Raw genomic sequence first — 19,694 nt, 5'->3', positions numbered from 1 at the left:
GTTCAGTAGCCCACATATTCTTTTTGCTTGGCTTACCGGCTTATTTCAGGGTGGTTTTATTTGATGTTCCATTTTTTACCTTTCATTTTTTATTCATTTCCGCCTTGACTTTTCTTTGCAGGTCTGAGGAGATAAATTCGTTTGTCAGCCCATATCGGCGGCAAGAGCCTGGTCGATGAGCTTTTGCAGCGTCTCCGCCTGCTTTTTTTCCGTGATGGCACCTGTGATGGGCTCTCCCACGATGTTGCCGTTGCGGTCAACCACATAGGTGGTGGGATAAGCAAAGATGTTCGTGGTAAACTTTCCCGCCTCGCCGTCGGAAGCGAAATACACATTCTGATAGGTCGCACCTTTCTTGGCCAGTACATCTTTCGCCTCAGAAATTGCCGCTTTGTCGCCGTCCAGTGTGAAGGTGTTGACACCGATGAGCGCGCCGCCCTTCTCAGCAAGCTCCTTGTTCAGCGCATCCAACTCGGCAAGCTCGCCCACGCAGGGATTGCAGGTGGTAAACCAGAAATTCACTACGGTGACGGCGTTGCCGGAGAACAGCTCATCGCTCTTCACCATGTTCCCATCCAAGTCTTTGCCCTCAAATGCAGGGAACTTCTGCATACTGCCGTCATCGGGCGGCGTGGTTATGTCGCTGCCCGCAGGCATACTCATGGCGCCATCCATGGATTGCTGTGCCGCCTCGGGGTATTTTTTCTCAATCATGGTCAGCTTGTTTTCGATGTCGCGGATCTTCTCCGCTTCTTCCTGAAGCAGTTTCAGCTCATCCGCCGTAAACTGATCCTTGGCGGATTCGATTGTACTGAGCAGGAAATCACCGTAGTTTTTGCCGTCTTCCTGCATGGTCATGCCCTTGTCGGCCGCCATGAATACCTTTTCCCAAAGCGCTGTGTTCTCCGAGAGAATGGCATTTTCCTGTGCCATCAGATCTTTGTGCATGGCAGCCGCTTCCTCGGCGTTCTTCGGCTCATTGCTTATCCCATCCATTTTGTCGCCGCCCTTTGCGCCGCAGGCTGCCAGAGACAGCACCATCAGTGCGAGAAGCAACAGCGCCAGCAATCGGCCGGCAGTATTCATTCTATTCATCCGTTTTGTTCCTCCTTGTTATTGTTGTTTTTCTGCGGCTGTTCTGCCGCCTTTGTTTTATCTTTACCGTCTCCGAAGCCGTAGCGGAAGCACACGGCGTTGGTCGGACAGGCTCGGACGCACATCCCGCAGCGAATGCACTCTGTATGGTTGGGCGTCTTTGTCACATCCACATCCATTTTGCAGGCTCTGGCGCATTTTCCGCAGGAGACGCACTTGTTTTTGTCCACCTTCATCTGGAACAGGGACACCCTGTTGAACAGCGCGTAGAACGCACCCAGCGGGCAGAGCCACTTGCAGAAGGGACGGTAGAATACGATACTCAGCGCAATCACCGCCAGCAGGATGCTGAACTTCCATGTAAACAGGCTGCCCAGCGCCGCCCGAATGCCGGAATTGGCAAGGGACAGCGGAATGGCCCCCTCCAGCACGCCCTGCGGGCAGAGGTATTTGCAGAAGAAAGGGTCGCCCATGCCCACATCGTTCACAAGGAACGCCGGCAGCAGCAAAACCATCACCAGCAAAACGGCGTACTTGAGGTATCGCAGCGGCTTCAGCCTTTTCGTGGACAGCTTCTTCGTGGGAATCTTGTGCAGCAGCTCCTGAAACCAGCCGAAGGGACACAGAAAACCGCAGATAAAGCGTCCCAGCAGGACTCCCAGCAAAATGAGGAAGCCTGTGATATAATAGGAGAAGCTGAACTTGGAAGACCCTACCACCGCCTGAAACGCCCCGATGGGGCAAGCGCCGGAGGCCGCCGGGCAGGAGTAGCAGTTCAACCCCGGCACACAGACGGTTTTCCCTGCGCCCTGATACAGTCCACCCCTGAGGAAATTCGGCAGGTGCAGGTTGGTCAATAAAGTTGCCCCCGCCTGTATCCAGCCCCGGAAGCGGGACATAGTCTGTGACACGCCCGAAAACTTCTTACCCAATGCCCACACACTCCAGACATAATTTGATTGCTTTGCTCAGCACCGCCGCCGCCTCGCCGCGCCATACGCCGAAGCACAGCATGGCGATTCCCGCAACCAGCAGCAAGGCCTGCGCCGCAGTCTTTTTTACATGACTCAATTCCATCACCCTTTCGTTTTTTCTGCCACCATCATAACGCGAGAAAGTTAAAACCCCTGTTAAGAACGAAAATTTAACGCAAACCTTATCTGTTTTTGCTATAATTTAAGAACAACATGAAAATGAAGAATAAAAAGGAGGGCTCTCATGCACCTTTTAGTAATTGAAGATGAACGCGCCCTGTGCGAGACCATCGTCCGCAGCCTGCGGCGGCTGGCCTACAGCGTAGATTACTGCTACGACGGGGAGAAGGCGCTGGAGCTGATCGCCGTTGAAAAATACGATCTCATCCTGCTGGATCTGAACCTGCCGGGGAAGGACGGCATGACGGTGCTGCGCACCCTGCGGCAGACAGACCGGGAGACGAGGGTGCTGATCCTCTCCGCCCGCAGCGAGGTGGAGGACAAGGTGGAGGGGCTGGATGCGGGCGCCAACGACTATCTGGCAAAGCCCTTTCACTTAGCCGAGCTGGAGGCCCGCATTCGCAGCCTGACTCTGCGGCAGTTCACCCAGCAGGATGTGCTGTTGACCTGCGGAGCCTTGACCTTTGACACGCGCTCCCGCACCGCTTCCGTCAACGGGCAGACATTGACGCTGACCCGCAAGGAAACGGGCATTCTGGAATATCTGATGGTGCACCAGGGGCGGCCTGTGAGTCAGGAGGAGCTGATGGATCATGTCTGGGACAACAGCGTGGACAGCTTCAGCAACTCCATTCGGGTACATATCTCCGCCCTGCGCAAAAAGCTCCGGGTCGCCCTGGGTTACGACCCCATCCGCAACCGTATCGGCGAGGGCTATCTGATGGGAGGCGAGGAGACATGAGGAAGATATCTTTGCAATGGCGCATCACCCTGATGACCGTCCTGCTTATCGGCATCACCTGCGTCGCCATGAATCTGCTGCTCTGCTCCTCCGGTGTGTACTATATGGACACGATCGCAGACACCCTGCAGGGCGGCGGCACTGTTATTATGAACGGTGAAGGGGCAGAGAGCTTTGATCCGCAGCTCATAACGCCTGACGAGGATCTGACCATCGTTGTCAATGGAGCACAGGGGCGTTTTCGTACGACCAACTGGTACATCACGGCTGTGGTGACACTGCTCAGCGGCATTCTGGCCTATTTTGTCAGCGGGCGCGCCCTCAAACCCCTGCGCAGCTTCGCTTCTCAGGTGGAGAAGGTGCAGCTGAATAATCTGGCGGATATGAGAATCAATGAGGATGTTCTGCCGGAGTTTCGGCAGCTGAGTCACTCCTTCAACCAGATGCTGGAGCGGCTGAACAACGCCTTTGCCGCTCAACGGCAGTTCATCGGCAACGCCGCCCACGAGCTACGCACGCCGCTGGCGCTGATGCAGGCGCAGCTGGAGCTGTTTTCCGCGGAGCATCCCGATGTGCTGCCAGAGACGGCGGAATTTCTCTCCCTGCTGCAGGAGCAGACGGAGCGGCTGGCGCAGATGACAAAAACGCTACTGGAAATGAGCGACCTTCAAACAGTAGCGCGTACCGACCAAATCCAGCTGGGACCGATGATCGAGGAGATCTTCGCGGATCTTGCGCCGCTGGCGGAAAAAAACGATATCATGCTGGAGCGAAAGGGCGACGGCACCATGACCGGCAACGGCACGCTGATCTACCGAATGCTTTTCAACCTGACGGAAAACGCCATCAAGTACGACCGTCCCGGAGGCGCAGTGCGCATTTCCATATCCCAGGAGGAAAAGCGCCTTCTCATCCGCATCACGGATACCGGTTGCGGCATCCCGAAAGAATACCAGCAGAGTATCTTCCAGCCCTTCTTCCGGGTAGATAAGTCCCGTAGCAGGGAATACGGCGGCGCAGGGCTGGGGCTGTCGCTAGCATGGGAGATTGCCAATCTCCATGGCGGTTCCGTATGGGTCGAGAAGAGCACAGAGGAAGGAACCGCCATTGCTGTGGAAGTCCCAGCGTAATAAATCAAAACTCCCCATTAAACAAGTGGTTTGATCTAGCCTTATAAGAGCCAATCAGCTATGGCAGTTTCCTTAAGGAGACACCGAATAGCACGGTGATCACATTTTATCCTTTGGCGGCCCCTACCCAAGGGCCTCTTTGTTTCTATTTCAGATTGATCGAGCTTTCCCAGATAATCTGTCGCCAACTAAAACGTACTGCTCTAAAAAGGCTTTACACACTGGAAGGGCAAGTACCGAAAACAAATCATCCTTATCTTTGAAATACCGATAAAGGGCACCTGTTGTAAGGCTAGCACCGGCCATGATCTGGCGCAAGGATACTCCGGTAAAACTATATTCTAAGAATTCTTTTTGGCACTTTTAAGGGTATCGCCATGTGTTTTATCATATTCTGTAATCAATATAACTTCCTCCCCGTAATGTTGTTATCTTGATCTTTATTGTCAAGATTTTGAGTATGAAATGTCTCATAATAGTGCCTAAAAATTTCCCCACGCCCTTATCTAAAAATTACACATGCAAAAGAAAATAGCCCTTTTTAAATCGACTCTATAATTTGAATTAACAGCTTGTCCTCATCAAACAATTCGTATAGATTATTTTGGAGGACAAATAATAAATAATATAGAAAAATTTAATATTGTATTGGAAAAGCTATTGCAAAATATGTCGATTATTTTCATTTGCGTGACAGTTTAAATAATTATAAAGCGTTTATAAAATATATTTAGATAGAGCATAGGTTATTCCAGAATTTACAATAGATCTAAAAGGATCGAACATGTTGTAGTAAAAGGTTATTGAGGAGGCGATACAAATGTGTACAGCAATAACGTATTATACAAAGGATCACTATTTTGGAAGAAATCTGGATCTGGAATTTTCTTATAATGAAACAGTAACGGTTACACCAAAATATTATCCGTTTCATTTTCGTAATGGAAAAGTGCTCAATCATCATTATGCAATGATAGGGATGGCTTATATAGTGGATGGATTTCCACTCTATTACGATGCAACAAATGAAAAGGGCCTTAGTATGGCGGGGCTGAATTTTCCAGATAATGCAGACTATAAAGAAGCTAAGGAAAAATGCGATAATATTGCTCCTTTTGAATTTATTCCCTGGATTCTTGGTCAATGTGCAAGTGTGAGTGAAGCAAGAATTCTCTTAGAACAGATTAACTTGGTAAATTTGAACTTTAGTGAAGAGCTGCCGCTTTCTCCATTACATTGGATGATTTCTGACCAGCGAGATTCTATTGTAGTAGAATCAACAAAAGATGGTTTGAAAGTTTTCGAAAACCCTGTAGGAGTTCTGACAAATAATCCTACCTTTGACTATCAGATGTTTAATCTCAATAATTATATGCATTTATCGAAAGAACCTCCTGCAAACACATTTGCTGCCGAATTGGAACTTGAACAGTATAGCCGGGGTATGGGGGCGATAGGCCTTCCCGGAGATTTATCATCCGCATCGAGATTCGTGAAAGCGGCGTTTACAAAAATGAACTCGGTTTCCGGTGATTCGGAATCGGAAAGTATCAGCCAGTTTTTTCACATTCTTGGCTCGGTAGAGCAGCAACGAGGCTGCGTACATCTTGGTGAAGATAAATATGAAATAACAATTTATTCTTCCTGCTGTAACATGGACAAGGGAATTTATTACTATACAACTTATGAAAACAACCAGATCACAGCAGTTGATATGTATAAAGAAAATCTGGACGGAAATACTATAATAAGCTATCCGCTTATGAAAGAACAGCAGATTAACTATCGGAATTACTAATGCCCTTAAACATAAGTTTTGTAAATAATCTTTGCATGGCTTTTATATTATTCTTTTAGGTGCGAGATAGTGGTATATCTAAAAATTTTCTAATATTTTGAATTTGAACAGGCTGCCTCAGAATGAAAGTCGGGGCAGCCTATTTGTGCTTGAAATAGGAGCATTCCTGCGTTGCAGTAATGGCAAATAACAAGTGTAGAATAAGCAGGTACTGAATTAAGAGTTAAGGTTATCTTATGGCACGGATTATGAAGAACAGAAAATGTAAAATAGCCGTTGCGATGTTTTTCGTTATTCTTTTTTTGGTGTACCACTCCTTCACGCGGGACATGATTGCAGCGGCGAAGACTGCTCGATTTATCACTTCATACAAATGGCACTCTGACAAATTATCGGGGCTTTAAGTATTGCTACGACAGTGGAGATATTTTTTGTTTTCTTTATAAACGAAATGTTGAAACTATGCTTTGAGCATAGAGAGATTTCATTCGTAGATTTGTGGCTCTGCCACATAATCGACATAAAGCCGGTATAGGCCTAGCCGGGACTTCGTCCCCGTTTTTTCATAAATCGACGCAATATATCGCTGCAAGGTACGACGCGACATATAAAGGGCATCCGCCATTTCCTGCACACTCTCTTCGGTAGAAATCAACCGCTCAAATACTTCATGCTCTCTCTGCGTCAGCGAAAAGGATTCTGCAAATTTTTGAGAGTATTCTCCCCGGCTTTTATTTATGGATTTATCCGCCAATGTATTCTTTATCACGTTATTCCTGCGGTTTATATAGACAAACATTACAACGCTGACAGCCATAAACAAAACCAGCGCAGCGATAACCGTTGCAAAGCGATCATCTGAAACCAGCAGCGCAACCGAAAAATTAGTAATCAAAACAGCACTGATATTATTTGCGGTACGGCCCATACCGGCCCACAGTGCCGGAATCCTCATATAGCGTGAAAGCTCCATAAAACCGGCGGTAAAGAAGACGACGAAAAAACCAGAAGACAAGTAGAATATAAATAATCCGCCCAAGAATGGAATACCGAATTTAAGAAATACGATACACATGACTGACATCAACATGATGCAGTACATCATGATAGGCATATATTTCCTGTTTTTCAAATCAAACAGAAAACCTGCCGTAAGCCCGCTTACCGCCAGAAGAAGGCGCGGCCATTGTCCGATGTCCGTACCTGCCGCGTGCTCAAGCGTAACCGCATTATCGAGCGTACTAAAAATGCATGCCATCAGCGCGACTAACAGGGCGAGAAGAATACCGGTCGTAAGCCTGCCTGTTACCCGTATCGGAGAAACAACCTGCTCGTTCTCTCGCGAAGCAACGGGTTCCCTGCGCGCCCGCTCTGCCTTCATAAACAGCAAGGCAAGAATACTTAAAAGAGCAGAAAGCACAATCGCCGCTGCCAATTCCGCGTTAATTAGATTGTTATTGATAAACTGAATCAGTATTCCAAGCGCATACGATATCCCTATCAAACGGGCAAGGCAATTGTTTTCCCCTATTGCACGGGCGGCCATATCGTAGACCTTGCCGCTGAATATACCAAGCAGCAAGAATAAAATGCTTCCGAATATCAACGTTGTAAAGTAAGAGACGCACTGCTGGATCACAAAGATACATACGACTGATGTCACTACTCCAATAAACAGAAAAATGATTCGGTATGTTTTTTTGACCAAGCGGTCGAGAAATGGATAAACGAAAAAACCGGCTGCGCTTACTCCCAATATGTAATTTTGTGCGTTAACAGCCTCTGACGGCTTTGCCAAAAGAGAAACCATATCGACATACAAATATTCCGCGCCCAAAAATACAAAAGTAAAAATAGCCATCATCAGTACGGCGGTCAGCGACGCTGGTTTTCCCAGTTCCGTTTTTGTTTCATTCCACATACTTCGATTCCTTGTCAATATCATATCTACATCATTTATTATACATTGAAATTCAGTTGATTCCTACCGTCTGAAAACAGTTTGGCGCTGTTGTGCCACATACTTTTGATAGTTTGGCGCTCATGTGGTCTACCATCTCATCCTACGAAAAGCAATAATAAGGGAAAGCATTTTTTAAGATATTCAAACGACAAAACCAATATTTTAGGAGGGAAAAATGAAACAGTGCGACAATGGCCATTTTTATGATGAGACAAGATTTGATTCCTGTCCATATTGTCAGGAAGGCGCAGGAGTAGGAAAAACGGTAGCTGCGGGCGCTATCGGGAAAACGGTAGCCGCAGTACCCGGATACGGCGCAGGAGATGTCGATCGTGGAAAAACAGTAGGTATCATTCAGAAAAAAATCGGGATCGACCCGGCGGTCGGCTTTCTGATCTGCATCAAAGGCTCGCATCGCGGCGAAGATTTCAAGCTGTGCGCTGGGAGAAACTTTATTGGCCGGGCTTCTGCTATGGACGTGTCGCTGACAGACGACGACACAGTTTCCCGCGAAAGTCATGCGCTTGTATCATACGACGCGAAGCATAACCGTTTTACGCTTTCTCCCGGTCAGGGGCGTGGGATCACCTACTGCAACGACGAGCAGGTTGAAGTAGCCAAACCTCTCCATGCATACGATATTATAGAAGTCGGAAAAAGCCGCCTGCTGTTCCTGCCGCTATGCGGTGAAAATTTCCGCTGGGACGACGAAGAGCAGAATGAGGATTGATCAATGGAAAATATAATTGCATGGCTGAATACGCCTCTGACGGAGGACGGCTCTTTTCGGCTATGGATGCTTGTCGCGGCATGCGCTCTCGCCGTTATCATCCTTTTAGCTTTCCTGAACAGGAAGCGCAAACAGAAAAAAACAAAAAGAATAGAGCGGAGAACGGCTTCTGTTACGGAGAAGCCAAAGGTAAAGCCCGCTCTTGAAATCGCTAACCTTCAGGGGCTTGGAAAACGGGAGGAGCAGCAGGACGCTTTCGGTGCAAGCCTGTTGAAAAATTATGAGGAAAACGGGCTGCTTGCGGTGCTATGCGATGGTATGGGCGGTATGGCCGAAGGCGGCATGATTGCCAGGCATGTTGTGGCCGGGCTATTGAGTATGTTCCCGTGGCAAGATTGCAACGAACCGGAAGAGAAAATCAACAGGCTAAGTTCCCATGTTTATCGTCAGTTCCGTGGACATGGAGGTACGACGCTCGTCGCGGCGTTGGTTAAAGGTGGAACCTTGTCTTTCTGGTGCGTGGGTGACAGCGACCTTTTTTTGCTGCGCGAAGGAAAGCTCTACGCACTGAATATGAGACAGGAATATAAGAATGACCTTTTGATCCGTGCATTAGAAGGAGCTTTTCCGCCAGAAGAGGCGTTTATAGATCCACAGGCTGCAGCGCTTTCCGAATATATTGGAAAGGAAACCGTAGTGTGTGAACATAACCGCATACCGTTGCTGCTTAGGCCGGAAGACGCGCTACTGCTTTGCTCGGACGGCGTAAGCGATACGCTGACATTGACGCAGATTCGGGAAGCGATGGCTCTTTCGTCCGAAGAATGTTGCAAAAAGCTGGAAAGGGGTATTCTTTCAGCAGATATCCCAAATCAAGATAATTATACGGTGATAGCCGTCAGGTATCACGGAAAAACAACGGAGGAATATAAAGATGGAAACGAAAAAGAAAATATCGACTAAAAAAATTATGGCAATCGCCTTGTTCTGCGTTTTCGCGATAAGCTGTGTATTGTGCGGAATATCTGCTGCCGGCAGCATGGGCATGACACCTGCTCAAGCGCGTAATGGCGTGGCCTATGTGCAGCAGGTATTATATGACGTTTCCGGCAGCCCTGTTGCGGCTGGAAGCGGAACATGCTGGGCTGTCGGCAAACCGGGAGAGCCCGTGGAATATTTTGTAACAAACGGGCATGTGGTGCAGTATGCGTATATCGTTCCCAAACAAGATCCGTCGTATAGCGGGAAGGTAACGGTAGTTTATTCCGGCGCCGAGAATGATTTTGTAGATGCGCAGGTTGTATATTATTCCGGTCCGGAGGAAAAGGATATCGCTATTTTGAAAGTTCCAAGCCCGACAGACAAACGCATCCCGCTTCCCATCAGGCCGTCTGATACTGTGCAACCGGGCGAAACAGCTTATGCTCTGGGATTTCCGGGTGTATCGGATACACTGGCAGAGAATATCCGCTATGATATCGACGACGTTACCATAACAGACGGTGTTATCAGTAAGCGTGCGTCGGTTTCGGGAACGGGCTACGAAGCGTTCCAGATGAACGTAGACATCAATCCGGGCAATTCCGGTGGACCTCTGGTGGACGCTGCCGGCAATGTGATTGGTGTAAACACGTCGGGACTCGTAACTCAGATTGGCACGGAGGAGCAATCGGTAAATATTAACACCAGCGTCAACTACGCCAGCGTTGCGGATCAGCTAATCCGTATTTTAGATGAAGAACGTATCGAATACACGCTGATGGGTGAAAAAAACTGGATGCTCTATACCTTTGCCCCGATTGGCGGTATAGCGCTGATTCTTGGAATCATGCTGTTGATTTCGGATAGAAAGAAAACACCGGTTATGTCAGCGGCAAAAGCCACCGGAGGCGCTTCTGTTGGAAAGCCGGCAAAGAATCCGGGAGGTAAAAAACCGGTATTGCGCGGCGTAACTGGAAAATATGCCGGACAGAGTTTTGATCTCTCCAAAGGAAAGGTTACGCTTGGACGCGATCCAAACCTTTGTAATATCGTGTTCGATAAGAGTACGCCGGGGATCAGTGGGAATCACTGCCAAGTTTCCTATGATGCGGCTGGGGATTATTTTCTGTTGATGGACAACGGATCTTCCTACGGAACGTTTCTTGGAAATGGAAAGAAACTGCCTGCATCCGTCGCTGAAAAGCTGGCAACGGGAGATACGTTCTATCTGTGTAACAATGCCAATAAATTTATTGTTGCGAAGGAGTAGAAAATGGCAGCATATTACTTGGAAAATGGGAAAATACGGGAGGCAGGCGGCGTGGACGCCTCCCGTGAAGCCGTAGAAATATACCACCTTAATACGAATGGAGAGATCACGGCAAAAGAAAGCGTACCGGATCTGAAACCCGGCGAAGGTCTGCTGATGTGTACTGAAGGTTTTTATGTAGAGCCGATGGAAATGCAGTTGGACTTCCTGAAAGCTGCGGATGCGGAGCGTTGGCTTAAATATATGGTCCTGCGCCATATCGAACGGGCGAGATATATTGACGACAGGCTTTGGGTGTTGGCAGAAATGATGGAGGAAAAAATATGAATCTGGAAAAGGTATGTTACGGCTGTTTCAGGGAAAAAGGGCCGGGCATCTGCCCATATTGCGGATATGACGATACAGAGGAGCAACCGTTTTTAGCATTGCCGCCCGGGACAATTTTAAACGGACGATATATGACGGGAAAGGTGCTGGGAGTAGGCGGCTTCGGGATTACCTATCTTGGATACGACCTGACGCTGGAAATTAAGGTAGCAATCAAAGAATATATGCCGTCAGGAATGGCGACGAGGTATAAAGACGGATATACGGTTACCCTAACCGGGCGAGTGGAAAAGGAATATGCGGCAGGAATGGAACGCTTTTTGGATGAAGCGCGGATTCTGGCCAAACTTCAAAATTTGCCTAACATCGTATCGGTACAAAATTATTTCAAGGAAAATAATACTGCGTATTTCGTAATGGAATATATCGAGGGAATGAGCCTTAAAGAATATGTTGCAGAGCATGGAGGCAGTATTTCCTATACTGAGGCGCTTGCAATCCTGCTCCCTGTCATGGAGGCTCTGTGCGAAGTTCACTCCCTGAATCTGATGCACCGGGATATTAGCCCGGATAATATCTACATTACAGCATCAGGAGAAAGCAGATTGCTTGATTTCGGCGCGGCACGGTTTTCGGTGGGAGACAACAAAAGCGTATCTGTTATCTTAAAACATGGATATGCACCGGAGGAGCAATATTCCAGCCACGGAAATCAGGGGCCGTGGACGGATATCTATGCGATGGGGGCTACGCTTTACCGATGTGTAACTGGAATAGTGCCGCCGGACTCAATCGAGCGCATTCACAACGATACGATCAAAAAGCCCTCCGAGTTGGGCATCAGCTTGCCTACATCAATGGAAAATGCAATATTGAAGGCACTCTCGATCAAGGCAGAGGATAGGTATGCTAATATGCGTGCGTTTATCGATGCGCTGTCCGGTAAAAAAGCGGTATCGGTAACGGAACGCGTAACGGCAGGCGTAACGCAACGCGCCTCGACGATAGCTCCTGCGGACGATAGACGCGGCTTTTGGGATTTGATGAAAACAAATCCGTTGATACGTTGGATGATTGTAGGAGCTGCCGCGGCTATTTTAGTATTTGCGGTGATTTTCCCTGCGGCGGGAGTATACAATGGGAAGAACACGCCTATAACCTCTAACGGTGGAACGAATGCCCCTGCCGCTACACAGGAATTGGTCGTGCCAAGCACAGAGGGCAGCGCCCCGGTGACAACACCGGAAACGGACGCTCCGGCTATGGAGATGACAACCCATGATATTACTGGTTATGGCGCTGAAATCTCCGTCCCGACTGACTGGACGGAAGATCCGGAAAGCTGGGCTTTCACGAGCCCGGATTCGCGTATGGCTCTTGGCGTTGAGCTATACTTCTATCAGCCCTATATGGCTTGTTATTCCATAAACGATGTCGAGAACAATGTAGAAACGATCGCAGCGTGGGCATCAGAGGAAATGGGGACAACAGGATATGAAATCAAAACGGCGGGGCCGCAACAAATAGGAGACGTGCCTGCCTACCAGATCGACCTCCGCGCAACAAAGCAAACAGGCGGAGAGATTGACGTGGTACTCCTTTTTGCTGAAACGCAAAATGGTTTTGGATTATATGATATCATGGGAGCTTGTACGGCAGATGATGAAGAAGCGTACGCAGCGCTTCGCGGATATATGGATACTTTCATGATCACAGGCCCTGTCGATACGACGTTCAGGTTGTATTCAAACCAAGAGCTGGGCTTCAAATTCCTGTATAGCGCAGATTATATACAGGAAGAACCGGCTATTGTTAATGTGGAATTCGATGGGCCGGTTATATCGTGCGTCGCTCTATATCCTTTTGCAGGAGATGAAACACAATTTGTAGAGGTGGAAAATGTTTCTGAAATTGCGGCGACTGCACAAGAAGCGAGTAATTTCTTTTATAACACCCACATAAACTTGGGAGCAGCGTTGAACGAGCCATATATAGATACATGGGGCGGCGTTGAATGGACAATGTGGGAAGGAACATTACAATCTTCTTCCGTTGCATTCGGCGCAGCAGAGATCAATGGGCAGATATATGTCGTTGCCAGCAGGGTTCAGGAATCAAATGTAGAGACAGCAAATAGTGTCAGACGTGATGCAATGTCTTCCCTGCGTCCGGTTTGACCGGACGCAAGGGACGGAAAGGAGCTATGATATGGCAGTGGTCATCAAACAAACGGTAAATTGCCCGCGGCGTATGGCGGTTTATGCGATCTTTGATACATTAGATAAGCTAAATGGTATTTATGATCAGGAACTTGTGGGAGATATCAAAGCGCAAATAAACGTATTTGATAACTTGAGTGAGTTTGCTTTTGCGGTGACGGAACAGGGGGATGCCTCTATCATACATATTTCCATACTCTACCCTGCGCCGGAATTGACGGAGGAAGGACAGCGACGCACCCTCGTCTTCTTGCGGGATAGTATTATTCAGCATATTGAGAATGAACTCAACACCACAGCCAGAGAATAAAAATCATAAGGCAGATGTGGTTGTCCGCTGTTTCGGATAAACAAACATGGAGGAAACGAAAATGAACGGAAAAGATAAGTGCAGGATTTTAAAGGAAATACGGCAAAAAATAGCGGATGAGAACGAAATCGAATATGTAACGAGGGATTGTAAATTTCAGGGTGAATGTAGAGGCACATGTCCGCGTTGTGAAGCGGAAGTGCGATATTTGGAAGAACAACTTGAATGGCGTAAAAAGTTGGGAAAACGTGTCGCCATAGCCGCACTGGCGACAGGACTGGTGTTGGGTAGTATCGGCTGTACCGAAAGTGACTCTCGGTTTCAAAGAGGCTGCGCGCCCGTAGAAAGTTATGATGATGAAGAATGGACGTCGCTTGAGGGAGAAGTCCCTGCGGACAGCTTGATAAATGAACAGAACGAATAAAAAAACGGTTTTCCCAACGATTACTTTGGAGCGTCATCGGATGACAACAGATGGTATTGGTGTTACGACGCTTGTTGCGGCCTACGGCTGTCTACTCCGATGTCAGTATTGTCTGAATCCGCATTCGCGGCAGCAAGAAACGAATCAATGCGAATATACGCCGGAAAAACTGTTGAATGAGGTGAAGCAGGATAATCTGTATTTTTTGGCAACAGGCGGCGGTATTACGTTTGGGGGTGGAGAACCATTGCTTTATCCGGAGTTTATCAAGATGTTCCGCACACTCATGCCTGCCGGATGGAAACTAAATATAGAAACTTCCCTTTATGCCCCGGCAGAAGCTGTTATTACCGCGGCGCAGCTAGCGGATAGTATGATTATAGACATAAAGGACATGGACAATAGAATCTACGAACGCTATACAGGGCAGAATGCCGAAGTAATGAAGAGGAATCTTGCCATACTTCGGAATACGATGGATATGGGAAGCGTCCGTATCCGTGTCCCCCTGATTCCTAAATATAATACGGAACACGATCAAAAAAATAGCGCATATATACTTCAAAAGATGGGGTTCTCCAACTTAGAATTTTTCCGGTATGTCATAAAGCAACCGGGAAGGCTAAATGCAGAATAAATGAACATACCGAATCAATGCAGAATCAAATGATTCAAAGATTACTTTACGTAGGTTTCCGTTTTATCTGTGATGAAGTCTGGGCTTTATACAGCTCGGACAACGGCAGGCTGAGTATTGGTATTGAGCCGGTGGTGTTGGGGAAGTATTTGCTGGTGGGATACTTGCATGGCATAGAGTCGAAGCGGCGCATCGAGCAGGAGATACAGGTAAATATGGCCTATCGTTGACTTCTGGGGCTGGATTCAGATGAGCGGGTGCCGGATCATTCAACGATTTCATAAAACAGATGCAGCCCGCTTAATGGAACAAATTTGTTTTGTCGCCTGCTTGAGCATATCTTGCGGCAATGCATAGAAAAAGGATTGGTTGATGGAAAGATCACTCTGCCCCACTCCGCCCATGCAAAAGCGGATGCGTCATTTAAAGTGAATGTCAAAGTATTGGTGGAACGTAAAACCATCGATTACATAAAACGGTTGGATCGATACGAAGAAGCGGAGAATATCAGAAATGTCGGAAGTTATCAAGCCCCAGCGCGTACCGCACGGGAAATGGAAACCAGCATTGGTGAAGAAAACAATCAATACAATATGACCGACCCGGACGCGGGAATGCTGAGACATCCGGGGAAACCTTTGGGGATACATTACCTGCGTCACCAAAGTATGGACGCGGCACATAGGATCGTGGTGGACGTGGCGGTGACGGCAGGAAATGTAAACGATTTGGAACCGTACCTTGAGCGTGTGGAATATATGTGTAACCACATCGGATTAAATATTCAGGACACGGGAGCTGACACGAGTTATGGAACTAGCCTGATCTATCACGAAATGAAGCGCATGGGAATCAGGCTGCACACACCCAAATCAACAGACGGTGAGACATACAAGGCAGAGCTAAAACGTGAACATTTTCGATACGATGATGAAGAGAATGATTACTTTGTTTGCCCATAAGCCGGATATTGAAATTGAAGAGTCTGGAGCGAGAGTGCTACAATATCTGCAAGGTCTATCGGGCGATCCGCAAAGATTGTTGAGATTGCGTGATACTGGAGCAATGCGTAAGCAGTAGCCAACATAGCCGGAGCATCCGGGTAAATATCTTTGAAGAAGCGGTGAGTCAGTAACGGAAGACAGACGACACGCCTGCCCATAAACGAGTTTTAGATTTAAGACAGATATGGTGCGAGGGAAATTTTGTGGTGCAGGAGTTGATACACAGTTTAAAGCGCCTGACAAGGCGAGGTAAGGAAGCGGCAGAAGACCATTGCCTCCTATCCGCTACTGCCTTGAACATCAAACGCATGATAAGGTATCTGGGATAACTCCTATGTCATTATTTTTTGCTTTGATTTTCTAAGTATCATCACTTCGCCTGAGAAAAAAGAAATAGAGAAAAAGGCCAATGGCTATGATAAAGATGTGGGATTTCTACCCGCGGTACACAGAAGAATGTGTGGAAGTACCGGACAGGATCGTGGAGGCGATGTATGGGCACAAGCGTCAGGAGGAATCCGGCGAACGGTATATCTGCCGTTATCGCGCAAAAAAGTGTATCAAGCTATAGGGGAGGTCTAAAAGAATGTATTTGCGTTAATGATAAGCGAAACCAGATAGGGACAAAATTTCAAACAATGATGTTTTACAGATAGCGGAGCGGATTTTGAAGCAAAAATCTTTATTTGGAGGCACATACAATGGACAAGTACATTTACAACAAGAAGAACGGGCTTTGGTATGAGTTACAGGGGGACTATTATCTGCCCTGCCTGTAAAGTATAGTCAATAGAGTGGACAGAAGAAAGGAAAAATAATTAGGGAAACGAGCATCAGCTTCATCGGGAGTCAAATAACCAAGAGAAGTATGGGGACGTTTGGCATTGTAGAAGGCTTCAATATAGGAAAAAATAGCCAGCTTTAAATCGTGAAAAGACGAGTAGCTTCTACGGTCAGTTTCTTCCTTTTTCAGATATTTGAAAAAGGATTCACATACAGCATTGTCAACCGGATATCCTTTCTTGGAAAAAGACTGAACAATATTAAGGGAGTCCAAAAGACTACGGAAAGCAAAAGCGGTATATTGAGTTCCACGGTCAGAGTGGAACATCAGCCCCTTGGGAGCGCTGCGGGCGGCATAAGCTTTGCGGAAAGCAGTGACCGTAAGCTTCACATCCTGTTTGGAAGACAGGTGCCAAGCAATGACCTTGCGGGGAAAAAGGTCAATGACAACACAGGGATAGTACCATTTTCCGCCAGCCCGCAGATAAGTAATATCACTCACCCAAACAAGATTAGGGGCATTTTGAGTAAAGCTTTGCCGGAGACGGTCGGGACAGAGGCTGTCATCGGAACGGCAGAAATAATGTCTGGGGTGAGCAGTAGACATTTTGGGTAAATGCATAGAGCGCATCAGGCGATACACTCGTCCAACGCTGATGCGGACGCCATAGTCACGCTGGAGGACATGGTGGATTTTATAGGCGCCAAGGCGTTTGTCATAATCAGCATAAATAGTAAGGATAAGGCGCCGGAGATCCTGATTAAGAGAAACACGGGGAGCGGGAGAAGAATAAAAATGCTTGTAGTAAGTGCTTCTATTGACAAACAGGACACGGCAAAGCATTTGAATACGATGCTGAAAACGGAGCCTGTGGACAGCGTCTAATCGTTGTTTGAGTGAGGCGTGAATATGGCAATCGCTTTTTTTTAGGATAAGGTTTTCTTCTTCGAGCTGGGCATTCCGTTTTTGGAGAGCCTTAACCTGTTTGGCAGTAAGGACTTCACCGTCGTCGACCTGAACGGTAGAATACTGCTTGATCCACTTGCCAAGGGCGGATTGAGAAACGCCGTACTCTTTACAGAGTTGGGTCTGTGTTTTGCCATTTGGAAAAGAGATACGAGAGACTTTTTAAAATCATCATCGTATTTTTTAAAGTTATTTGCAGCCATGAAAGAACCTCCTTTTTGTGTCTCTTTTATTGTAATAGACTGTTTACGTAATAGACTGTTTACTTTTGTGTCTGCTTTTTTAGTATAGCTCCAATACGGCTGTTGGTTGCAAACATATCCGCAAGCCAATCTCCGATATGTGCGCGGAAAGCATCCGCGTATTCCGTTGAGAAGATAGTTTTAAACAAATGAATGCTTTTTTCGTAATATTTTCGGAATAACTGTTGTACATATCCTCTTTGGAGGTGTAGAATTCGGCATTTTTCTGATTATTGACGTCAAGGTAATAATCATACTTCGCAAGGCTAATGTCCGTTTTAACATCCGGCAGGCCGGACCTCATTTTCGCATAAAGCTCGAGAAGCCTCGTTTCGTTTTCTTCAGTGTATTGGGCTTTTATAATGTCCTTGAATTCAAAAAATACGATGACAAAAGCATCCTTGTCAAAAAAAACCCTGGAGCGTTCCCCAAGCGGGACATCAAAACGCTCGACATCGCTAGAATAATATCGCCTAGTATACGGCTCTCTGCTCGCCTGAGTTAAATATTCCGTAGATTCCAGCTCTTTCGTGGGTTTCGGTTCTTCTTCAAGAACGTTCAATATCTCCCCCATCATACCACATCCGGCAGATGTAAGAATTATGTCGTGCCTGATGCAAAACGCGCCCGTGGAAGATGCTGTGTACCAGTTTCTCGATAAGAAAAGAGCGGAAGGAAAGCCTTATTACAAATACATGGTTGCTGGATGCAATAAGTTTTTGCGCATCTACTATGCTAGGATCAAAGAATTCTTTAACAGCCAATATTCTTTGGCCTAGCATTTACTTTCTATATGATTTGTAACTGGCGTAGACCCCCAGTCAGTTTTGTATTGCCTTTTTCTCTATTCGTTTTACCTAAACTGCACAATACAATGAAAACGTAGGGAGGGAATTTCCCTTACATAAATGAAATCGCGGCAGGCCCGAAGTGTTGGAACACTCCGGTGCACTGCTCAAAGGTGCCGACACCCCCTCGAACAATCCCTTACGGGACACCGCGACCACAAATATCATTATACAATCGTTATGATTGTTCTTCAATGAGATTTTTGCGCGCGAGGGAAAGGCTTTTGCCTGCACCGTCGCGCGTTTTTGTTTTATGGGAAATTCCCGACCATTCAATTTTTATTGAGTGGCCGGGAATTTTAATATTTATGTTCTTGTATTTAGCAACGATACTCCCTATAATAAGCATAAGCCGCTATAGAAAGCGAATTATTTTAATAATTCATCGGCTGTTGTTTTGAAAATTTGAGCAAAAGCGTGTAATTCAATATCTGTTACTAAGCGTAAACCTGCTTCAATACGTTGGATCGCGTTTTTGTCTAAATTAATATTCAATAGCTGCATTTTATCGGCTAATGCCCGTTGTGAGACTTTTGGAATCATAGCCTTACGCAACCGTGCAATATTTTGACCGCATAAATTTCGCGGTGCCATAGGCGGCTTCAGTATTTCCATTTAATTTCCTTTTGACATTATTATCTTGTCATATTGAAATTATATGGTATATTCGAAGCATAAATGACATTATAAAAATGTCAAATCAACTTTTCTTATAGGTATTGGATAAAATAAATGGATACGAGTGAAAAATATAGAAAAAAATTAGAGCAACAATTGATTGCTGCAAAAGAACGTATGGAGCAGAAACGCGCTGAATTAGCCGCGATCACGGAAGAGATCAAAACAGATCCCACCAGAAATCTTTGTGAAGATGAAATAGCATTAAAGGTCAATAGAGAACTCAGTAATGCGATTCAAAAGTATGTCCGTCTGGATAAGCGCTTCCATAAAGAAAAATCTGAATTTATTGATTGAGCAATCGTCCGGCGAATGTTGATAGCGTAGCGGAAAGTACACCTAACAAAGCGGAAAATGCCAATACACTATCCTTTGTTAAGAAATAGAGCAGG

Annotated in this window: 23 protein-coding genes and 3 pseudogenes; 18 read left to right on the top strand and 8 right to left on the bottom strand. The window is 46.6% G+C overall.

Features of this window, described 5'->3' with window-relative positions; translation table 11 throughout:
- Positions 1–144: 144 nt before the first annotated feature.
- From CHK_RS02120 to CHK_RS16485, 3 genes are read right to left on the bottom strand one after another with little or no spacing between them, the layout of a single operon-like run.
- Positions 145–1,095, bottom strand: a complete 951-nt coding sequence (locus tag CHK_RS02120; RefSeq protein ID WP_330379172.1) for a TlpA disulfide reductase family protein — start codon at positions 1,093–1,095, stop codon at positions 145–147.
- Positions 1,092–1,994, bottom strand: a complete 903-nt coding sequence (locus CHK_RS02115) for a 4Fe-4S binding protein (protein ID WP_186858317.1) — start codon at positions 1,992–1,994, stop codon at positions 1,092–1,094. Before CHK_RS02115 ends, CHK_RS02120 begins: the two co-directional genes overlap by 4 nt.
- Before the next feature lie 25 nt (positions 1,995–2,019).
- Positions 2,020–2,172, bottom strand: coding sequence for a CD1871A family CXXC motif-containing protein (locus CHK_RS16485; RefSeq protein ID WP_162938984.1), 153 nt, complete (start codon positions 2,170–2,172; stop codon positions 2,020–2,022).
- A 141-nt stretch (positions 2,173–2,313) separates the two neighbouring features.
- Here CHK_RS16485 and CHK_RS02110 point away from each other — a divergent pair, with 141 nt between their 5' ends.
- Together CHK_RS02110 and CHK_RS02105 are read left to right on the top strand one after the other, a co-directional pair.
- The gene (locus CHK_RS02110) at positions 2,314–2,991 is read left to right on the top strand and encodes a response regulator transcription factor (RefSeq protein ID WP_046442388.1); all 678 of its coding nucleotides are present in this window, start codon (positions 2,314–2,316) and stop codon (positions 2,989–2,991) included.
- Complete coding sequence (locus CHK_RS02105) at positions 2,988–4,121, top strand: sensor histidine kinase (RefSeq protein WP_046442387.1); 1,134 nt, start codon at positions 2,988–2,990, stop codon at positions 4,119–4,121. Before CHK_RS02110 ends, CHK_RS02105 begins: the two co-directional genes overlap by 4 nt.
- A gap of 150 nt (positions 4,122–4,271) precedes the next feature.
- On the opposite strand, the pseudogene CHK_RS17100 reads toward CHK_RS02105, so the two are convergent.
- Positions 4,272–4,460, bottom strand: a pseudogene (locus CHK_RS17100) (TetR/AcrR family transcriptional regulator); the annotation flags it as partial.
- Positions 4,461–4,941: 481 nt separating this feature from the next.
- Between CHK_RS17100 and bsh the strand changes: the two are divergent.
- Positions 4,942–5,919 (top strand): choloylglycine hydrolase, encoded by a 978-nt coding sequence (bsh, locus tag CHK_RS02100; protein WP_046442386.1) that lies wholly within the window; start codon positions 4,942–4,944, stop codon positions 5,917–5,919.
- A gap of 484 nt (positions 5,920–6,403) precedes the next feature.
- Here the strand turns inward: bsh and CHK_RS02095 are convergent, their stop codons facing one another.
- Positions 6,404–7,840 carry a response regulator transcription factor gene (locus tag CHK_RS02095; RefSeq protein WP_052740173.1) on the bottom strand — a complete coding sequence of 479 codons (1,437 nt, stop codon included), beginning with the start codon at positions 7,838–7,840 and terminating at the stop codon, positions 6,404–6,406.
- A 217-nt stretch (positions 7,841–8,057) separates the two neighbouring features.
- Between CHK_RS02095 and CHK_RS02090 the strand changes: the two genes are divergently transcribed.
- From CHK_RS02090 to CHK_RS17090, 13 genes and pseudogenes are all read left to right on the top strand, one after another.
- Positions 8,058–8,612 (top strand): FHA domain-containing protein, encoded by a 555-nt coding sequence (locus tag CHK_RS02090; protein ID WP_046442384.1) that lies wholly within the window; start codon positions 8,058–8,060, stop codon positions 8,610–8,612.
- Positions 8,613–8,615: 3 nt separating this feature from the next.
- Entirely contained in the window at positions 8,616–9,575 is a 960-nt protein-coding gene (locus CHK_RS02085; RefSeq protein WP_046442383.1) for a PP2C family protein-serine/threonine phosphatase, read from the top strand.
- Positions 9,547–10,863: a trypsin-like peptidase domain-containing protein gene (locus tag CHK_RS02080; RefSeq protein WP_046442382.1), complete on the top strand. Its 1,317-nt coding sequence runs from the start codon at positions 9,547–9,549 to the stop codon at positions 10,861–10,863. Before CHK_RS02085 ends, CHK_RS02080 begins: the two co-directional genes overlap by 29 nt.
- A gap of 3 nt (positions 10,864–10,866) precedes the next feature.
- Positions 10,867–11,190, top strand: coding sequence for a hypothetical protein (locus CHK_RS02075; RefSeq protein WP_046442381.1), 324 nt, complete (start codon positions 10,867–10,869; stop codon positions 11,188–11,190).
- Entirely contained in the window at positions 11,187–13,367 is a 2,181-nt protein-coding gene (locus CHK_RS15470) for a serine/threonine protein kinase (RefSeq protein ID WP_052740171.1), read from the top strand. The genes CHK_RS02075 and CHK_RS15470 overlap by 4 nt, the downstream gene beginning before the upstream one ends.
- 31 nt (positions 13,368–13,398) lie before the next feature.
- Complete coding sequence (locus CHK_RS02065) at positions 13,399–13,719, top strand: hypothetical protein (protein WP_046442380.1); 321 nt, start codon at positions 13,399–13,401, stop codon at positions 13,717–13,719.
- A 61-nt stretch (positions 13,720–13,780) separates the two neighbouring features.
- The gene (locus CHK_RS02060) at positions 13,781–14,143 is read left to right on the top strand and encodes a hypothetical protein (protein ID WP_052740169.1); all 363 of its coding nucleotides are present in this window, start codon (positions 13,781–13,783) and stop codon (positions 14,141–14,143) included.
- A gap of 40 nt (positions 14,144–14,183) precedes the next feature.
- On the top strand, positions 14,184–14,780 hold the full coding sequence (locus CHK_RS02055; RefSeq protein ID WP_197408919.1) for a radical SAM protein: 597 nt from the start codon (positions 14,184–14,186) through the stop codon (positions 14,778–14,780).
- Positions 14,781–14,809: 29 nt separating this feature from the next.
- Positions 14,810–15,010 carry a transposase gene (locus tag CHK_RS15465; protein WP_160295573.1) on the top strand — a complete coding sequence of 67 codons (201 nt, stop codon included), beginning with the start codon at positions 14,810–14,812 and terminating at the stop codon, positions 15,008–15,010.
- A 135-nt stretch (positions 15,011–15,145) separates the two neighbouring features.
- Positions 15,146–15,742 carry a hypothetical protein gene (locus CHK_RS15460; protein WP_131925118.1) on the top strand — a complete coding sequence of 199 codons (597 nt, stop codon included), beginning with the start codon at positions 15,146–15,148 and terminating at the stop codon, positions 15,740–15,742.
- A gap of 245 nt (positions 15,743–15,987) precedes the next feature.
- Entirely contained in the window at positions 15,988–16,113 is a 126-nt protein-coding gene (locus CHK_RS17095) for a hypothetical protein (protein ID WP_407923516.1), read from the top strand.
- An 80-nt stretch (positions 16,114–16,193) separates the two neighbouring features.
- Positions 16,194–16,355, top strand: a complete 162-nt coding sequence (locus CHK_RS16480; protein WP_156415115.1) for a hypothetical protein — start codon at positions 16,194–16,196, stop codon at positions 16,353–16,355.
- 130 nt (positions 16,356–16,485) lie between these two features.
- Positions 16,486–16,560: pseudogene (locus CHK_RS17090) on the top strand (TnpV protein); the annotation flags it as partial.
- Here CHK_RS17090 and CHK_RS15960 read toward each other — a convergent pair.
- Both CHK_RS15960 and CHK_RS16475 read right to left on the bottom strand, forming a co-directional pair.
- Positions 16,545–17,737 (bottom strand): IS3 family transposase gene (locus tag CHK_RS15960; RefSeq protein WP_082674857.1). Its coding sequence is split into 2 segments (ribosomal slippage): positions 16,545–17,671 and positions 17,671–17,737, totalling 1,194 coding nucleotides; the frame shifts between segments, so codons are not numbered across the junction. The pseudogene CHK_RS17090 and the gene CHK_RS15960 overlap by 16 nt on opposite strands.
- Positions 17,738–17,816: 79 nt before the next feature.
- Positions 17,817–18,350, bottom strand: a complete 534-nt coding sequence (locus CHK_RS16475) for a hypothetical protein (RefSeq protein WP_046442375.1) — start codon at positions 18,348–18,350, stop codon at positions 17,817–17,819.
- Positions 18,351–18,375: 25 nt separating this feature from the next.
- Between CHK_RS16475 and CHK_RS17085 the strand changes: the two are divergent.
- Positions 18,376–18,555: pseudogene (locus CHK_RS17085) on the top strand (IS110 family transposase); the annotation flags it as partial.
- Positions 18,556–18,993: 438 nt separating this feature from the next.
- Here the strand turns inward: CHK_RS17085 and CHK_RS02025 are convergent.
- Positions 18,994–19,239 (bottom strand): helix-turn-helix domain-containing protein, encoded by a 246-nt coding sequence (locus CHK_RS02025; protein WP_046442374.1) that lies wholly within the window; start codon positions 19,237–19,239, stop codon positions 18,994–18,996.
- Positions 19,240–19,356: 117 nt separating this feature from the next.
- On the opposite strand from CHK_RS02025, the gene CHK_RS02020 reads away from it, so the two are divergent.
- The gene (locus CHK_RS02020; protein WP_046442373.1) at positions 19,357–19,599 is read left to right on the top strand and encodes a hypothetical protein; all 243 of its coding nucleotides are present in this window, start codon (positions 19,357–19,359) and stop codon (positions 19,597–19,599) included.
- The last annotated feature ends 95 nt before the right edge of the window (positions 19,600–19,694 follow it).

It is taken from the genome of Christensenella hongkongensis (assembly GCF_000981035.1).
Classification (GTDB): domain Bacteria; phylum Bacillota; class Clostridia; order Christensenellales; family Christensenellaceae; genus Christensenella; species Christensenella hongkongensis.
Note: the sequence above shows the minus strand (reverse complement) of the source record. Positions and strands in the feature narration are given on the sequence as shown.

Coding starts and splice junctions, on each gene's coding strand:
- CHK_RS02075 (WP_046442381.1), top strand. CDS start 10,867: ATGGCAGCATATTACTTGGAAAATGGGAAAATACGGGAGGCAGGCGGC.
- CHK_RS02055 (WP_197408919.1), top strand. CDS start 14,184: ATGACAACAGATGGTATTGGTGTTACGACGCTTGTTGCGGCCTACGGC.
- CHK_RS02115 (WP_186858317.1), bottom strand. CDS start 1,994: ATGTCCCGCTTCCGGGGCTGGATACAGGCGGGGGCAACTTTATTGACC.
- CHK_RS02105 (WP_046442387.1), top strand. CDS start 2,988: ATGAGGAAGATATCTTTGCAATGGCGCATCACCCTGATGACCGTCCTG.
- CHK_RS16475 (WP_046442375.1), bottom strand. CDS start 18,350: ATGGGGGAGATATTGAACGTTCTTGAAGAAGAACCGAAACCCACGAAA.
- CHK_RS15465 (WP_160295573.1), top strand. CDS start 14,810: ATGATTCAAAGATTACTTTACGTAGGTTTCCGTTTTATCTGTGATGAA.
- CHK_RS02095 (WP_052740173.1), bottom strand. CDS start 7,840: ATGTGGAATGAAACAAAAACGGAACTGGGAAAACCAGCGTCGCTGACC.
- CHK_RS02090 (WP_046442384.1), top strand. CDS start 8,058: ATGAAACAGTGCGACAATGGCCATTTTTATGATGAGACAAGATTTGAT.
- CHK_RS02020 (WP_046442373.1), top strand. CDS start 19,357: ATGGATACGAGTGAAAAATATAGAAAAAAATTAGAGCAACAATTGATT.
- CHK_RS02060 (WP_052740169.1), top strand. CDS start 13,781: ATGAACGGAAAAGATAAGTGCAGGATTTTAAAGGAAATACGGCAAAAA.
- CHK_RS02110 (WP_046442388.1), top strand. CDS start 2,314: ATGCACCTTTTAGTAATTGAAGATGAACGCGCCCTGTGCGAGACCATC.
- CHK_RS16480 (WP_156415115.1), top strand. CDS start 16,194: ATGGCTATGATAAAGATGTGGGATTTCTACCCGCGGTACACAGAAGAA.
- bsh (WP_046442386.1), top strand. CDS start 4,942: ATGTGTACAGCAATAACGTATTATACAAAGGATCACTATTTTGGAAGA.
- CHK_RS02080 (WP_046442382.1), top strand. CDS start 9,547: ATGGAAACGAAAAAGAAAATATCGACTAAAAAAATTATGGCAATCGCC.
- CHK_RS02085 (WP_046442383.1), top strand. CDS start 8,616: ATGGAAAATATAATTGCATGGCTGAATACGCCTCTGACGGAGGACGGC.
- CHK_RS02065 (WP_046442380.1), top strand. CDS start 13,399: ATGGCAGTGGTCATCAAACAAACGGTAAATTGCCCGCGGCGTATGGCG.
- CHK_RS02120 (WP_330379172.1), bottom strand. CDS start 1,095: ATGAATAGAATGAATACTGCCGGCCGATTGCTGGCGCTGTTGCTTCTC.
- CHK_RS02025 (WP_046442374.1), bottom strand. CDS start 19,239: ATGGAAATACTGAAGCCGCCTATGGCACCGCGAAATTTATGCGGTCAA.
- CHK_RS15470 (WP_052740171.1), top strand. CDS start 11,187: ATGAATCTGGAAAAGGTATGTTACGGCTGTTTCAGGGAAAAAGGGCCG.
- CHK_RS16485 (WP_162938984.1), bottom strand. CDS start 2,172: ATGGAATTGAGTCATGTAAAAAAGACTGCGGCGCAGGCCTTGCTGCTG.